Here is a 15,385-nt window from a genome sequence, read left to right as displayed (position 1 = left end):
CGTTCCGGCCCGCGACCGCACCTGGCGGGTGCAGCCGAGCCCTGCTAGAACTTCTGTGAGTAGGTCATGTAGAAGAATCGACCTCCGATCTCGTAGGCCGGATCGATGCTGTTGGCGAAGGCGGTGATCGCGATCGGCGGGTCGCGGTCGAAGGCGTTGTTGACGCCAAGGGTGACCTTCGCGTTCCACGGTGCGTTCCAGTACACCGTCAGGTCGTGGTAGGTGGCACTGGGGATGTTGTTCTCCGGACGCGCGCCGGGACCGTCGGGCAGCAGGTCCGGGTCGTCGCCGTCGAGGTTGGTGAAACGGTTCGGATCGGAGCACAACCGCTCGATCTGGGCCGCCGGCACATTGGGCGTGCCCACGCACAACTCATCCTGTGGCGAGTAGTAACGCACGTACCAGGTCGCGCCGTAGTCGCCCTTCTCCCAGCGTGCCGATAGATTGGAGCGGATCCGCCAGTTGTTGGTGAAGGTCGAGCCGAAGTACTCGCCGACGTTGTTGCCGGACTCGCCGTTGAGCTGGTCCTGCGAGAACACGCCGTCGCCGTTGATGTCGATGAACAGATCGCTGGTGTAGGCCGTGTCCCAGATGAAGGAGAACTTGCCCCACGAGGTCTCGGGCAGCCGGTAACTGACCGTGAAGTCGTAGCCCTCGGTGTCGATGGTGCCGATGTTGCTAGGAATCGACAGCAGGTCGCTGACCTGCCCCGATGACGTGCGGCTGATCAATGCGCAGGCCGCATCGGTGCCGTTGCGGTAGCAGTTGTCGAGGATCGCCTGCCCGGTCTGCAGGAAGATGGCATCGTCGATCTCCACCTGCCACCAGTCCAGCGAGATATCCAGGCCCTGCACGAAGCCCGGGCTGTAGACAAAGCCCAGCGTCTTCGACGTCGACAGCTCCGGCTGCAGGTCCGGGTTGCCGCCGACGGTGATGCGGATCTGCGGATTGTTCTGGTTGTACTGCGGGATGCCGGCACACCCGGCCGGGATGTCGTTGTTGGGCGTGCCCTGCAGGCTGCCGGCACACGGATCGGTGATGGCCGGGAACGAATCGGCCTGGCCGGCGAACAGTTCCGCGATCGACGGCGCGCGGAAGCCTTCGGACCAGTTGCCGCGGATCATCAGGTCATCGATGGGCTTCCAGCGGAAGCCGAACTTGCTGTTGAGCGTGTCGCCGAAGTTGCTGTAGTCCGAATACCGCGTGGCGAGGCTGAAATCGAGCAGGCGCGCAAACGGCACTTCGGAAAGCACCGGGATTGCCAGCTCGAGGTAGGCCTCGTCGAGCGAATACCCGCCTCGTGTCGCGGTGCGCGCATTGCCGGTGGTGTCACCGGAGTTGATCAGTCCGTCGGGCTCGTCATAGCCGAACTCGGTGCGATGCTCCAGGCCGAACGAGAACCCGAGCGCACCACCGGGCAGGTCGAACAGGTTGCCGCCGACGTTGGCGTAGTACGTCTTCTGCTTGTAGTAGAACTCGTCGTGGGCGGTGAAGGTGGCGTAGTCGATCATGCCCTGGGTCAAGGTGCCGGCCCCGCCGAGCAGGTTCATCGGCACGCAACCGTCGATGACCGTGCTGGCGTCGCCGGGAATGCTGACGCAGATGGGAGTCCCGTTGGCGTCGAGCATCGACGGTCCGATCGCATTGGCGACCTTGCTGATCTGGAACAGGCCGTTGGTGGTGTTGTTGGCCTTGTTGTCGCCGTAGAAGTAGCCGGCCTCCCAGTCGAAGAAGCGCTCACCGATATCGAACGTGCCCTCGAAGCCACCGTCGAAGGCGAAGGTGCGCACGTCCTGGTTGAACGAACGTCCGCCGGTCTCGGCCATGCGCCGGAAGATCTCGTTGACGTCGCGTCCGTACGGGTTGTAGATGCTGTCGGCGCTGATCACCTCCGGGTCGCCGGAACTGGCATCGAACGCCAGCGGCACTGCTGCCAGCAGTTGCTCCGACTTGCGCTGGTTGTAGGTGACGGTGGTCCTGAAGCGGATGTGGTCGCTGATCTCGAGCGAACCGCTGCCGAACAGCGAGACACGCTCCTGCGGCGTGACCAGGTAGTTGTCCGGCGCGAAATTGTAGTTGTCGGCCAGGCCCGCATTCTGCCGATAGCCTGGCGCCACGCCTGGCGTGGGAATGAAGAATCCGTAGTCGCCGTTGGGCTGGGTGAAGAACGGGCCCGGGTCGTCGGCGTCGACCGGCGGACGGAAGAACGAGAAGTTGCCGTCCGGTGGCGAGAAGCTGCCGCCGGTGCCGGGAATCGCGCCGAACACCGGCACCGCCGATTCCGGCCGGTCACCGGCCATCACCGGCTCCTCTTTCACGTAGCCGACGCCGAGCATGGTCGACCAGCGATCCGAGGTCGATCCGATCAGCACATCGTAGGACTGGCGAAAGCCATCGCCCTTGTCGTACTGGCCGAGGTAGGCATTGGCTTCGGCACCATCGAAATCCTTGCGCAGGATCACGTTGACGACACCGGCGATGGCATCGGACCCGTAGATCGTGGATGCGCCGTCCTTCAGTACTTCGATGCGCTCCACCGCCGCGGTCGGAATCGTGTTGAGATCGACCGCGCCCCCCAGCCCGGTTCCGCCGACCCAGCGCCTGCCGTTGACCAGCACCAGCGTGCGGTTGGAACCCAGGTTGCGCAGCGACACCCGGGTCTCGCCGTTGCCGGCGTTGTTGAACGCGGAGTTGAGGGTGGAACCGTTGGCGGTGATGTTCTGGATCACATCGCCTATCGAGGTCAGGCCCTGCGCCTGGATCTCATCGCGATTGAGGCTGAAGATCGGCTGCGACGTCTCGATATCGGCGCGCTTGATGCGCGACCCGGTGACCTCGATGCGATCGAGCGTGGTGGTGGTGTCTTCAGGGGCCGGCGCTTCCTGGGCGCCAGCCAGCGCGGGCAACAGGGCCAGGGCGATGCTGGCCGGCAGCGGCGCGCGCCGCAGTGACGGCCGCGAGATGCAAGGACTCATGGTGGACCTCCGCGTTGCGTTCTGGGCGAATTAACTGCCCTTTAACGCTAAGCGCTGGCGCCATCCGAGCGCCTACCCGCGGTTGGGGAGCGTTCGTACCTGTGTTGGCATTGCAGGGGATCCGCAGGCAACGGATCCCGGCGTTCGCCGGGATCACGGTGGCGGCTTACACCATCGGCAGCTTCAACCCCTGCTCCTTCGCGCACGCCTTGGCAATGTCATAGCCCGCATCCGCATGCCGCATCACACCCGTGCCCGGATCGTTCCACAACACGCGCGCAAGACGCTTGTCAGCCTCCACGCTGCCATCGCACACGATCACCACGCCCGAATGCTGCGAATAGCCCATGCCCACACCACCACCGTGGTGCAGCGATACCCACGTCGCGCCGCCGGCGACATTGAGCATCGCATTGAGCAACGGCCAATCGCTGACAGCATCGCTGCCATCCTTCATCGCCTCGGTCTCGCGGTTGGGCGAAGCCACCGAACCACTGTCGAGATGATCGCGACCGATCACCACCGGCGCCTTCAGTTCGCCATTGCGCACCATCTCGTTGAAGGCCAGGCCGAGCTTGTGGCGCAGCCCCAGGCCGACCCAGCAGATGCGCGCCGGCAGGCCCTGGAAGCTGATGCGCTCGCGCGCCATGTCCAGCCAGCGGTGCAGGTGGGCATCGTCGGGAATCAGTTCCTTGACCTTGGCGTCGGTCTTGTAGATGTCCTCCGGATCGCCGCTCAGCGCGACCCAGCGGAACGGACCGACGCCGCGACAGAACAGCGGACGCACGTACGCCGGGACGAAACCCGGGAAGTCGAACGCGTTCTCGCAGCCCTCGTCCTTGGCCATCTGGCGGATGTTGTTGCCGTAGTCGAACACCGGGATGCCCATGTCCTCGAACGCGAGCATCGCCTCGACGTGCGTGCGCATCGACTTCTTGGCGGCGTCGCGGACGCGGCCCGGATCCTCGGCCTGCATGCGCTGCCACTGCTCCACGCTCCAGCCGATCGGCAGGTAGCCGTGCACCGGATCGTGCGCGCTGGTCTGGTCGGTCACGGCATCCGGACGCACGCCACGGCGCACGAGTTCCGGCAGGATTTCGGCGGCGTTGCCCAGCAGCGCGATCGACTTCGCCTCGCCGGCTTCGCAATACTTCTCGATGCGTGCCAGTGCGTCGTCGAGGTCACTGGCCTGCTCGTCGACGTAGCGCGTGCGCAGGCGCATGTCGATGCGTCTCTGCTGGCATTCGATGTTGAGGCTGCAGGCGCCGGCCAGCGATGCGGCCAGCGGCTGCGCGCCGCCCATGCCACCCAGTCCGGCGGTGAGGATCCACTTGCCCTTCAGGCTGCCGCCGTAGTGCTGGCGGCCCATCTCGACGAAGGTTTCGTAGGTGCCCTGGACGATGCCCTGGCTGCCGATGTAGATCCAGCTGCCGGCGGTCATCTGCCCGTACATCATCAGGCCCTTCTTATCGAGCTCGTTGAAGTGCTCCCAGGTGGCCCAGTGCGGCACCAGGTTGGAATTGGCCAGCAGCACGCGCGGCGCATCGGCATGGGTCGGAAACACGCCCACCGGCTTGCCGGACTGGATCAGCAGGGTTTCGTTGTCTTCCAGCTCGCGCAGCGACTTGAGGATGGCGTCGTAGCTCTCCCAGTCGCGTGCCGCGCGACCGATGCCGCCGTAGACCACCAGCTCGGTCGGGCTCTCGGCCACTTCGGCGTCGAGGTTGTTCTGGATCATCCGGTACGCGGCTTCGCTCAGCCACGACTTGCAGCTCAACTCGGTACCGCGCGGGGCGCGGATGACGCGGGAGGGATCTTTGCGGGTGGACATCGGACGACTCCGGCTGGCGACGCGCCGGCCATGCGGGGGCATGGCGGCAATGGAAGGTTCGACGTGAATTATCGCGCCGGGTTCGCCACCCGGCGCCGCCGGAGGCGACGAATCCAGGCCATTGCCCCCCTGTTCGCACACCGCAGAGGGCTTTTGTATACGCTGTATACATGACACGCCCTGCCGACACTGCCAGTCGCATCCTTCGCGCCGCGCAGGCGCTGTTCGATCGCGAGGGTGCCGCAGGCGTCAGCATGCGCCGCGTCGCCGCCGCGATCGGCATGACGCCGATGGCGATCTATCGCCACTTTCCCAATCGCGAAGCGCTGCTCAAGCGCATGAGCGACGACAGCTTCGATGCGATCGCGCGCCACTGGCACGCGCGCGGCAGCGGCAGCGATGTCCGGGCGCGCTTGCTGGCGGTGCAGCGCATCTACCTGGACTTCGCCCTCGCCCACCCGCACCGCTTCGACCACGCGTTCTCGACACCGCGCAGCGATGCCAGGCGCTTTCCGGAGGACTTCCATGCGCGGCTGTCGCCCACGCTCAATGTCGTCGCCGACGCCGTCGAGGATGCGATGGGCGCCGGCGTGCTCAGGAAGGACGATGTCTGGGACGTGACGATGACGCTGTGGGCGCATACCCATGGCCTGATCGCCCTGTACCGCGCGGGCCGCTTCAGCTATGACGAAGCCGCATTCCGTCGCTACTACGACGCATCACTGCAACGACTGCTCACAGGCCTGCAGGCGTAGGCACCCGCACGCGCGGTACTTCCGGCGGAATGTCGTTCGGCGGCGGTGGCGCCGGCATGGGCTCGGTTTCGAGCTGCTCGGCCTCGTGCTGCTTGCCCACGCGCCAGGCGTCATGTTCGGCCTGCTTCTGGCTGTATTCCTGTCTCAGCTCGTTGCTACGCGCCGGGTTGGCGCCGCGCTCGCGCTCCGTACGGGCCTGGTCGGACAGCAGCTGCTGGTCGGCGCGATCGATGTCGTTGCGTACGCCGTCGGCCTGCACACGGCGACTGGCCGCGTCGATGTCACGGCTGAGCTTGGCGGCATCGCTGCCGGCACGGGTGGGCTTGCTGCTCACCGGTGACGTCGGTGGCGGTATCGGCGTGACCAGCGGCTGCCGCTGCAGCGAGTTCGACTGCGCCTGCAGTTGCAGCGGCGCCACCCAGAGGATGGCCAGCAGCGCTGGCAGCGACCATTTCATGCGCACCGTGGCGGTTACCTGATCGACGGGTCGAGGTGGCGCAATGCGTCGTGCAGGTCCACCTGGCCGGTGCGTTCGAGGTCGTCACGACTGTAGGCGCGTCCCGGTCCCTGCGCGCACTGCGTCTTGCCGGTCCTGGGATCGGCGGTGCGGATGCGCGAGCCGGTGTATTGCAGGCAGTTGTACGGACTCTGTGCGGCGATCCTGTCGCCGGGTGCGAGCTTGTCGGTGGCGGCGACCGTGGAATCACTCTGGCCAGGATCAGCCTGGTCAACACCGGCCTGCGCGGCGACCTGAAGGTCCGCCGGCGACGGCGCCGTGGCCGGAGCGGACTGCGCGGACACGGCGAATGCGCTGGCCAGCAAGCAGGCCGCGATCAACGTGGGGGTCGTGCGGTTCATGGCATCGCCTCCTGGCAGCTTGCCAGTGACTCCGCGGCGGGCTTTGCCGCGATTCCACGATACGCCGGCCGCGCCACCGCGGCGGTTGCGCGCTGACCGGCGTTTAGGCCGTCGTCAGCCTTGTGGACAGGTGCTCCTGCGGCCTTCGCGGAAGGCGATCGCCTCGGCCTCGCCGACCGGGCGCGGTTCGACACCGTCGTCGAACAGCACCCGCCAGACGCCGTCCGCCCCGCGGTGCCAGACTGAGTGGAAGGCGCCGATGCGGTAGCGATGCTCCGCCTTGGGGTCCGGGTCTTCGAACAGCGACGGACCGCTCGACCAGGCGATGTCGCCGACGCCGCCTACCGTGGTCCGCGTCGGGTACCAGGCCAGCTTGACGCGCTTGCCATCGATGATCCCGGCCCAGCGCTGGGCGATCAGGTCGCGGCCGCGGGTCGGTTCCGGACCGCTGGCACCGAACGCCGCCTGCGCTTCCAGGTGCGAGGCGAAGGCGACGGCATCGTGGTCGGCCACCGACTGGGCAAAGCTCAGCTCACGCGCCCAGACCTTGCATTCCTCGGCGCTCATGCGCGCCACCGGCGCGGGCTTGCCCGGCTGCTGCGCGCTGGCGGCGGTCGCGGCTGTGAGCACGGCAGTCAGCACGGCGCTCCGCACGAGTGGCAGGGCCATGCCTGCACGACGACGACCTGCATGACGGATGGCATGACGGATGGCGCGACTGCCTGCATGTGGCTTCATGACGACGCTCCTCGGGCGAGGCGCCACTATCGGCAAGGTCGGCGCCGGCGACCAGCGACTAAAGTCATGCCGCAACACAGGCTGGCTATGATCGCCCGATGCCATCGATACGTTCCGCGGCCGCGGCCGCCTGCCTCGCCCTCGCTTCGGCCCTCGTCGGCTGCACCTCCACCGCCCCGCCGCGCGAACGCCCGGGCGCTTCCGCGCCGGCGTCGTCCGCACACGCCGACAGCCTGCTGCTGGTGTCCATCGACGGCTTCCGCGCCGACTACCTCGACCTGGGCATCACGCCCAACCTGGCACGCATCGCCACGCAGGGCGTGCGCGCCGAATGGATGAATCCGTCCTACCCGTCGCTCACGTTCCCCAACCACTACACGCTCGTCACCGGGTTGCGCCCGGACCACCATGGCATCGTCCACAACAGCATGTGGGATGACGGCCTGGGCACGTTCCGGCTGTCCGACCGGGCCGCCGTCGGCACCCCGCAGTGGTGGGGCGGAGAGCCGATCTGGGTCGGCGCGGACAAGGCCGGGCTGCGGTCCGCGACGATGTTCTGGCCTGGCAGCGAAGCGCCGATCCAGGGGCGCCGTCCGCAACGCTGGATGCCGTTCGACAAGGGCGTCGGCGCCGATGCCCGCGTCGACCAGATCCTGGCGTGGCTGGACGAACCGGCATCGACCCGACCGCAACTGGCCACGCTCTACTTCGACCAGCTCGACCTCGCCGGGCACGACCATGGCCCGGATTCGCCGCAGGTGCGCCAGGCCATCATCGAACTCGATGCCGCGATCGGTCGCCTGCTCGATCGTCTCCAAGCGCGCGGCCAGCTCGATCGCATCAACCTGATCATCGTCTCCGACCACGGCATGGCCAACGTCGGCCCCGGCCATGTCATCGCCGTGGAGGACATGGTCGCGCCCGAGGACGCCACCGTCGTGTCGGTCGGTCAGTCGATCGGCGTCGCTCCGAAGCGCGGCCGCAAGGAAATCGTCGAGAAGCGCCTGCTCGGCGCGCACACGCAATACGATTGCTGGCGCAAGGAAGAACTGCCCGGACGCTGGCACTACGGCAGCAATCCGCGCGTGCCGGCGATCGTCTGCCAGATGCACGAAGGCTGGGACGCCCTGCCGCGCGAGAAGGTGGCACAGCGTCCTGCAGGCGTCACCCGTGGCTCGCATGGCTTCGACCCTGCGCTGCCGTCGATGCGCGCGATCTTCCTCGCCCGCGGGCCGTCGTTCCGCCGCGGCGCGCTGTTGCCGTCGTTCGACAACGTCGATGTCTATCCGCTGCTGACCCGGCTGCTGGGGATTGCGCCGGCGCCCAACGATGGCGATCCGGCGGGCCTGCTGCCGGCATTGCGCGTCGACCAGGCGCGCTGAATGCGCCTGATGTCGCGGCCGGACAAACGGCCGCGACTGCTTCCACGTCGATGTCCGAATCCGGCCAGTCGATGCCGATCGACGGTGCTAGCCTGCACCCATGTCGACCCTGTCCCCCACCCATTCCGACACTCTTCCCGACTGGCAGGTCTGCGAGCAGGCCCGCAAGAGTCGCGACCCGCGCTTCGACGGTCTGTTCTTCACCGCGGTGCCGAGCACGCGAATCTACTGCCGCCCGGTCTGCCCCGCGCCGATGGCGAAGAAGGTCGCCTACTACCGCCATGCCGCGGCCGCCGAAGCCGCCGGCTTCCGCCCGTGCCTGCGTTGCCGGCCCGAGCTGTCGCCCGACGACGGCAGCTGGCGACGCGGCGACGCGGCGGTGGCGCGCGCGCTCAAACTGATCGATGACGGCGCGCTGGCCGAGCAACCACTGTCGGCGCTGGCCGCGCGCGTGGGCCTGGGCGAACGGCAACTGCGGCGGCTGTTCGTCGAACGCGTCGGCGTGGCGCCGATCGGCGTGCACGGCACCCGCCGGCTGCTGTTCGCCAAGCAGTTGTTGACCGAGACCACGCTGCCGATCACCGAGGTCGCGCTGGCGTCGGGATTCGGCAGCCTGCGCCGCTTCAACGACGCTTTCCGCGCTGCCTACCGCATGGCGCCGCGCGATCTGCGCAAACAGCGCGAGCATGAGCGCCACGACCGCAGCCAGGCGCTGACCTTGCGGCTTGGCTATCGCCCGCCCTACGACTTCGAGGCGATGCTCGACTTCCTCCGCGGACGCGCCCTGCCCGGTGTCGAAGTCGTCGACGCGCACAGCTATTCACGCGTGATCGGCCCGATCGAACAGGCCGGCTGGTTGCGCGTGAGCGCGTGGCCCGGCGGCGAGCATGCACTGAAGCTGGAACTGCACGGGCCGGCGCCGGCGCGATTGCTCGAGATCGTCCAGCGGCTGCGCCGCATGTTCGACCTCGACGCCGATCCGCAGGCGATTGCAGCGGCATTGTCTGGCGACGCACGCCTGGCACCGCTGCTGGCAAAGCGCCCGGGGCTTCGCCTGCCCAGCGGCTGGGACGGCTTCGAGATCGCCGTGCGCGCGATCATCGGCCAGCAGGTCAGTGTCGCGGCCGCACGCACCGTCGCCGCGCGCCTCGCGCAGCGCTTCGGACAAACGCTGCCGCACCCGTTCGCGCCCGGACTGGAGCACCTGTTCCCGACACCACAGGCCCTGGCCGAGGCCGACCTCACCGCGATCGGCATGACCCGCGCGCGCGCCGAAACGGTGCGAACCGTCGCACGCGCCCTGCTGGACGGACGTGTCGATTTCCGCGCCGAGCGAACCCTCGATGACTTCACTGCCCGCTGGGTGGCATTGCCGGGCATTGGCCCATGGACCGCGCAGTACATCGCACTGCGCGCGCTTGGCCATCCCGATGCATTTCCCGCCGAGGACCTGGTCCTGCAGCGCGCGGTTCCCGCCGACGGCTCGCGCCTGAGCGCGAAAGCACTGACCGCGGCATCGCAACCATGGCGGCCGTGGCGCGGCTATGCGGTGATCCACCTGTGGCGCGACACGATGTCGCAGCCGCTGCCGGCCACGACCGGGCCGGCACAGAAGCCCGCGCGCAAGGCCGCCGCGACCAGGCGCCGCAGCACGGCTGCAGCGAGTGCAACGACGTGATCACGCATACCACCATCGACAGCCCGGTCGGTCCGCTGCTGCTGGCAGTCAGCGAGGACGGCCTGCACCTGATCGAGTTCCACACGCCGCGGCATCCGATGCCGCGCGGCGACGACTGGCGCGAAGGCGACCACGCGTTGCTTCGCGCTGCCCGGCGTCAGCTCGACGAGTATTTCGCCGGCGATCGCCGCCAGTTCGAGCTGCCGTTGGCGCCGCGCGGCACGCCGTTCCAATGCGAGGTCTGGCACACGCTGGCGGCGATCCCCTACGGCGAAACCATCAGCTATGCGCAGCTGGCCCAGCGCGTCGGCAAACCTGCAGCGGTGCGTGCCGTGGGCGCGGCCAATGGCCGCAACCCATTGCCGCTGGTGCTGCCCTGCCATCGCGTGATCGGCAGCGACGGCAGCCTGACCGGGTTCGGCGGCGGCCTGCCGACCAAGCAGTTCCTGCTGCAGATGGAAGGCGCCCTGCCCGGCAGCACGGATCTTTTCAGCGCCTGCGGGTAGGCGCGGGCTTGCCGCGCCCCGCTGGCAGTAGGCGACTCAGGCCATCAACTGCGACATCGCCGCACGGTAGCGGGCGGCGATCGCGGCGCGCTGCAGGTGATGTCCGCCTTCGACCACGCGCCTTCCGCCGACATGCACGTCGCGCACGAGATTGCAGTTGCCGCTGAAGATCCAGCGGTCGATTGCATCGGCGGCCGACAACCCGAACAACTGCGCTGCATCGGTGTCGAGCACCACTGCATCGGCGAACTCGCCGACGGCGAGGCGACCGGTGGCATGCCCGGTGGACCGGCGCGCGCTTGCGGAAACGTCCTGCAGCAATGTCTCGCCGACGCTGGGCGAGGTCGCCCGCACGGCGATGTTGCGATGGCGCGTGACCAGGCGCTGGCCATACTCGAGCCAGCGCAACTCCTCGACCGGCGACACCGAGATGTGCGAATCCGAACCGATGCCCCAGCGCCCACCCGCGGCGAGAAAGTCGCGCAGCGGGAACAGGCCGTCGCCGAGGTTGGCCTCGGTGGTCGGGCAGATTGCCACGGTGGCGCCGCTGCGGGCGATGCCCTGCACCTCGGCTGCGGTCAGGTGGGTGGCATGGACCAGGGTCCAGCGTGCGTCGACGGCGGCGTTGTCCAGCAACCATTCGACCGGTCGTGCGTTGCGGATCGCCAGGCAGTCCTGCACTTCGCCGACCTGTTCGGCGATGTGGATGTGCACCGGCATTGCCGGCGGCAACGCGGTGAGCACCGCCGCCATCGCATCGGCGGGCACCGCGCGCAGGCTGTGCAATGCGCAACCGATGTGCAGGTCCGGCCCCGCTTCCGCGCACAGCGTGTCGATCAGCTGCAGGTAGGCGTCGAGGTCGTGGCCGAAGCGGCGCTGGCGATCGCCCAGGGGGCGACCGTCGAAGCCGCCGGTCATGTACAGCACCGGCAGCAGGGTCAGGCGGATGCCGGTTTCGCGCGCGGCGGCGATCAGCGCGCGCGACATCGCCGCCGGGTCCGCATACGGCCGGCCGTCCGGCGCGTGGTGCAGATAGTGGAACTCGCAGACCGTCGTGTAGCCGGCTTCCAGCATCTCGGTGTAGAGCTGCGCGGCGACGGCCTGCAACAGCTCCGGGCTGAAGCGCGCGGCAAACCGGTACATGGTCTCGCGCCAGGTCCAGAACGAGTCCTCGGGGTTGGTCTGGCGCTCGGCCAGCCCCGCCATCGCCCGCTGGAACGCATGCGAGTGCAGGTTGGCGATACCGGGCACGATCCAGCTGGCGCTGGCGGTCGGTTCGGCGACGTCGACCGCGGCGATGCGGCCCTGGTCGTCGATGTCGAATCCGGCATCGGCCTGCCAGCCATCCGGGGTCCACAGCATCGCGGCGTCGAGTGTCTTCATGGCGCCGATTGTCGCCCGCCAGGCCGGCCTTGGCGAATCGTTGCCGGCCACCCCTGCCTTCGCGCAAACGTGGCTAGAATCGCCAGCATGACCGCAAGCACCCATCCGGCCTGGGACGGCATCGTCCTCGGCGTTTCCTTGGCCACGCTGGACGCGCCCGAGGGCTACGCCGAAATCGTCGACGGCGCGCTTGCCTGGAAGGACGACCTGCTGACCTTCGTCGGCGCCCGCAGCGACCTGCCTGACGCACCGCAACGCCTTGCCCGCGAAGTGATCGAAGGCAAGGGCTGGATCACGCCCGGCCTGGTCGACTGCCACACCCACCTGGTGTTCGCCGGCGATCGCGCACGCGAATTCGAGCTGCGCCTGAAGGGCGCCAGCTACGAGGACATCGCCCGTGCCGGCGGCGGCATCCTGTCCACCGTCGCCGCCACCCGCGCCGCCGACGAGAGCGAGCTGCTGCGGCAGTCGCTGCCGCGCGCACACGCGCTGATCACCGACGGCGTGACCACGCTGGAGATCAAGTCCGGCTACGGCCTGGACTTCGAGAACGAGCGCAAGATGCTGCGTGTCGCGCGCCGGCTCGACCAGCTCGGCATCGGCGTCCGCACCACTTATCTCGCCGCGCACGCATTGCCGCCCGAGTACGCCGGCCGCAGCGACGACTACATCGATGCAGCGATCGAATGGCTCCCGCGCCTGCACCAGGACGGCCTGGTCGATGCGGTCGATGCGTTCTGCGAGGGCATCGGTTTCAGTCCGGCGCAGACGCGCAAGCTGTTCCAGGCGGCGCGTTCGCTCGGGCTGCCGGTCAAGCTGCATGCCGACCAGCTCAGCGACCTGGGCGGTGCCGCGCTGGCGGCATCGTTCGACGGACTCTCCGCCGACCACGTCGAACACACCAGCCTCGACAGCGTGCGCGCGATGGCCGCCCACGGGACGGTCGCGGTGCTGTTGCCCGGCGCGTTCCATGTGCTGCGCGAAACCCGCCTGCCACCGCTGGACGCGTTCCGCGAACACGGCGTGGCGATGGCGGTGGCCACCGACTGCAATCCGGGCACGTCGCCGCTGCAATCGCTGCGGCAGGCGATGCAGCTTTCCTGCACGCACTTCCGCCTGACCCCGGAAGAAGCACTGCGCGGCACCACCGTCCACGCCGCCCGTGCGCTCGGACTGCACGACCGCGGCGTGCTGCGCGTGGGAACGCGGGCGGACTTCACCCTTTGGAACATCAACCATCCCGCCGACCTGTGCTACTGGCTCGGCGGCCGCCTGGCACAGGCGGTCTATGCCGGCGGACACCGCGTCATCTGAACACCGACTTCAATGCGGGTGGCTTCGTCCATTCGCTCCTGCACGCTCACTTTGGGGATAAAGCATGCGTCTTCCGTTCGTCTTCGGCCTGACTCTTTCCATGGCCGCCGCGCCCGCATCGGCCGCCAGCGAGGCTGCGAATCGACTGGCCCAGGAGGCCATCATCGTCGACACGCACATCGACGCGCCCGGCGAGTTGATGTCGCACTGGGACGATCTGGGGGTGGCGACGCCCAAGAAGGAGTTCGACTATCCGCGTGCGCGCCAGGGCGGGCTCGATATCGGCTTCATGTCGATCTACACCTCGCCCGACGAGGATGACGCCGGCACGGCGTGGCAGATCGCCAACACGCAGATCGATGCGGTCGAGGCGATGATCGGCCGGCATCCGGACAAGTTCGCCAAGGTGACTTCGCCGGCCGACGTGGCGCGCCTGCGCAGTGGTGGCAAGGTGCTGCTGGCGCTGGGCATGGAGAATGGTGCGCCGATCGGCGCCGATCTTTCCCAGCTCGCGGCGTTCCACAGGCGCGGCGTGCGTTACATCACCCTGGCCCACAGCGCCAACAATCGCATCAGCGATTCGTCCTATGCGCTGCAGAAGAAGTGGGGTGGGCTGAGTCCGTTCGGTGAGAAGGTCGTCGCCGAGATGAATCGCCTGGGCATCATGGTCGATGTGTCGCACCTGTCGGACGATTCGATCCGCGACGTGCTGGCGGTGACCGATGTGCCGGTGATTGCGAGCCATTCGGGCATGCGCCATTTCACGCCGGGTTTCGAGCGCAACATCAGCGATGAGCTGGCCAAGGCAGTTGCGGCCGAGGGTGGTGTGGTGCAGCTGGTGTTCGGCACGGGCTTCATCGATGCGAAGGCGGCCTCGGATCTGCAGGCGTCGTTCCAGGCCGAGGCGGACTTCGATCGCGAGAATGCGGCGCTGGTGGCTGCTGGCAAGCCGGCGCGGTCCAAGGACGATTTCGAGAAGGCGTGGAAGGATGCGCACCCGATGCCGGTCACGCATATCGATGCGGTGCTCGACCAGATCGACTATGCGGTCAAGCTGATCGGCATCGACCATGTCGGCATCGGTTCGGACTTCGACGGTGTCAGCGGCAATCTGCCGGTGGAGCTGAAGTCGGTCGCCGACTATCCCAACCTGGTCGCGGGACTGCAGGCACGCGGCCACTCCGATGCGGACATCCACAAGATCCTGGGCGGCAACCTGCTGCGGGTGTGGACGGCTGTCGAGAAGGCTGCGACGGCGCGTTGACGGGTTTTGAAGCGCTTTGAAGCGCTGGCTGCGGAGGGGCGTTGTCCGCAGGGCCGGGGATTGCTCCGTCCCGCAGACGACATCCTGTCTTTATGCGGGACGCGGGACATCCATGTCCCGCTGCTCCGCAATCCCCGGCCCTGCGGACAACGCTCTGTCACGTTGAGGCGCGGTCTGCGTCCGAAGCCAAGGTAAGAACGGTCTATCTGCATGCAACAAAAAAGCCCCGCCGAAGCGGGGCTTTTTTGTTCGGAACAGCGCCGGGGCGCTTATTCCTTGGAAGCGGTCTTCTTGGCCGGAGCCTTCTTGACAGCCGGGGCCTTGGCCACGGTCTTGGTCGCCTTCTTGGCGACCGGCGCAGCGGCATTGCCGGTGGCCTTGGTCACGGTCGAGCTGCTGCGGGCGTTGCCGTAGCTGGAGTTGTAGCGCTTGCCTTTGGCGGTCTTGCGGTCGCCCTTACCCATGGTCGTGCTCCTGGAACTGTCAAAAATCCGCACGTAGGGTGCGGCGTTATAAGAATGCGCGGCCGCAAAGTCTATCACGCGCCCGCCCCCAGACCCCATCCTCCTGACCCACCGCCCCGCAATGCCCCTAAGCCCACATCCCGGCCAACCAGCTTGGCGGCCAAAGCAAGCGCAACAGGATCAGAGCCCCCTTGGTAAGGGGGCGCCCCCAGGGGCAGGGATTGGCAGGAAGGAGCC

The 15,385-nt window shown here is 67.8% G+C and carries 13 protein-coding genes; 6 read left to right on the top strand and 7 right to left on the bottom strand.

The genetic code is table 11. The features are described from left to right. Nucleotides 1-44: 44 nt before the first annotated feature. Both MNR01_RS16190 and hutU read right to left on the bottom strand, forming a co-directional pair. Nucleotides 45-2,975: a TonB-dependent receptor gene (locus MNR01_RS16190; RefSeq protein WP_241918741.1), complete on the bottom strand. Its 2,931-nt coding sequence runs from the start codon at nucleotides 2,973-2,975 to the stop codon at nucleotides 45-47. A 166-nt stretch (nucleotides 2,976-3,141) separates the two neighbouring features. Continuing rightward, nucleotides 3,142-4,806 carry a urocanate hydratase gene (gene hutU / locus MNR01_RS16185; RefSeq protein WP_241918740.1) on the bottom strand — a complete coding sequence of 555 codons (1,665 nt, stop codon included), beginning with the start codon at nucleotides 4,804-4,806 and terminating at the stop codon, nucleotides 3,142-3,144. Nucleotides 4,807-4,976: 170 nt separating this feature from the next. Here hutU and MNR01_RS16180 point away from each other — a divergent pair, with 170 nt between their 5' ends. Next, nucleotides 4,977-5,561, top strand: coding sequence for a TetR/AcrR family transcriptional regulator (locus MNR01_RS16180; protein ID WP_241918739.1), 585 nt, complete (start codon nucleotides 4,977-4,979; stop codon nucleotides 5,559-5,561). Here MNR01_RS16180 and MNR01_RS16175 read toward each other — a convergent pair. From MNR01_RS16175 to MNR01_RS16165, 3 genes are all read right to left on the bottom strand, one after another. After that, nucleotides 5,542-6,018, bottom strand: a complete 477-nt coding sequence (locus tag MNR01_RS16175; RefSeq protein ID WP_241918738.1) for a hypothetical protein — start codon at nucleotides 6,016-6,018, stop codon at nucleotides 5,542-5,544. The genes MNR01_RS16180 and MNR01_RS16175 overlap by 20 nt on opposite strands. 14 nt (nucleotides 6,019-6,032) lie before the next feature. Beyond that, nucleotides 6,033-6,419, bottom strand: coding sequence for a hypothetical protein (locus MNR01_RS16170; RefSeq protein ID WP_241918737.1), 387 nt, complete (start codon nucleotides 6,417-6,419; stop codon nucleotides 6,033-6,035). A gap of 114 nt (nucleotides 6,420-6,533) precedes the next feature. After that, nucleotides 6,534-7,157 (bottom strand): DUF4440 domain-containing protein, encoded by a 624-nt coding sequence (locus tag MNR01_RS16165; RefSeq protein ID WP_241918736.1) that lies wholly within the window; start codon nucleotides 7,155-7,157, stop codon nucleotides 6,534-6,536. A gap of 98 nt (nucleotides 7,158-7,255) precedes the next feature. On the opposite strand from MNR01_RS16165, the gene MNR01_RS16160 reads away from it, so the two are divergent. From MNR01_RS16160 to MNR01_RS16150, 3 genes are all read left to right on the top strand, one after another. Further along, complete coding sequence (locus MNR01_RS16160; RefSeq protein ID WP_241918735.1) at nucleotides 7,256-8,539, top strand: ectonucleotide pyrophosphatase/phosphodiesterase; 1,284 nt, start codon at nucleotides 7,256-7,258, stop codon at nucleotides 8,537-8,539. A gap of 100 nt (nucleotides 8,540-8,639) precedes the next feature. Continuing rightward, nucleotides 8,640-10,217 carry a DNA-3-methyladenine glycosylase 2 gene (locus tag MNR01_RS16155; RefSeq protein WP_241918734.1) on the top strand — a complete coding sequence of 526 codons (1,578 nt, stop codon included), beginning with the start codon at nucleotides 8,640-8,642 and terminating at the stop codon, nucleotides 10,215-10,217. After that, a complete protein-coding gene (locus MNR01_RS16150) occupies nucleotides 10,214-10,723 on the top strand; it encodes a methylated-DNA--[protein]-cysteine S-methyltransferase (RefSeq protein ID WP_241918733.1) in 510 nt (169 codons plus the stop codon). The genes MNR01_RS16155 and MNR01_RS16150 overlap by 4 nt, the downstream gene beginning before the upstream one ends. Before the next feature lie 36 nt (nucleotides 10,724-10,759). On the opposite strand, the gene MNR01_RS16145 is transcribed toward MNR01_RS16150, so the two are convergent. Continuing rightward, a complete protein-coding gene (locus tag MNR01_RS16145) occupies nucleotides 10,760-12,106 on the bottom strand; it encodes a formimidoylglutamate deiminase (RefSeq protein WP_241918732.1) in 1,347 nt (448 codons plus the stop codon). Between the two features lie 87 nt (nucleotides 12,107-12,193). Between MNR01_RS16145 and hutI the strand changes: the two genes are divergently transcribed. Then, nucleotides 12,194-13,420, top strand: coding sequence for an imidazolonepropionase (gene hutI, locus MNR01_RS16140; protein WP_241918731.1), 1,227 nt, complete (start codon nucleotides 12,194-12,196; stop codon nucleotides 13,418-13,420). Nucleotides 13,421-13,484: 64 nt separating this feature from the next. Continuing rightward, complete coding sequence (locus MNR01_RS16135; RefSeq protein WP_241918730.1) at nucleotides 13,485-14,684, top strand: dipeptidase; 1,200 nt, start codon at nucleotides 13,485-13,487, stop codon at nucleotides 14,682-14,684. A gap of 269 nt (nucleotides 14,685-14,953) precedes the next feature. On the opposite strand, the gene MNR01_RS16130 is transcribed toward MNR01_RS16135, so the two are convergent. Next, the gene (locus MNR01_RS16130) at nucleotides 14,954-15,148 is read right to left on the bottom strand and encodes a 30S ribosomal protein THX (RefSeq protein WP_241918729.1); all 195 of its coding nucleotides are present in this window, start codon (nucleotides 15,146-15,148) and stop codon (nucleotides 14,954-14,956) included. Nucleotides 15,149-15,385 lie beyond the last annotated feature (237 nt).

This window comes from Lysobacter sp. S4-A87 (assembly GCF_022637455.1).
GTDB lineage: Bacteria > Pseudomonadota > Gammaproteobacteria > Xanthomonadales > Xanthomonadaceae > Lysobacter_J.
This window is presented reverse-complemented; position numbering and strand designations above follow the sequence as displayed.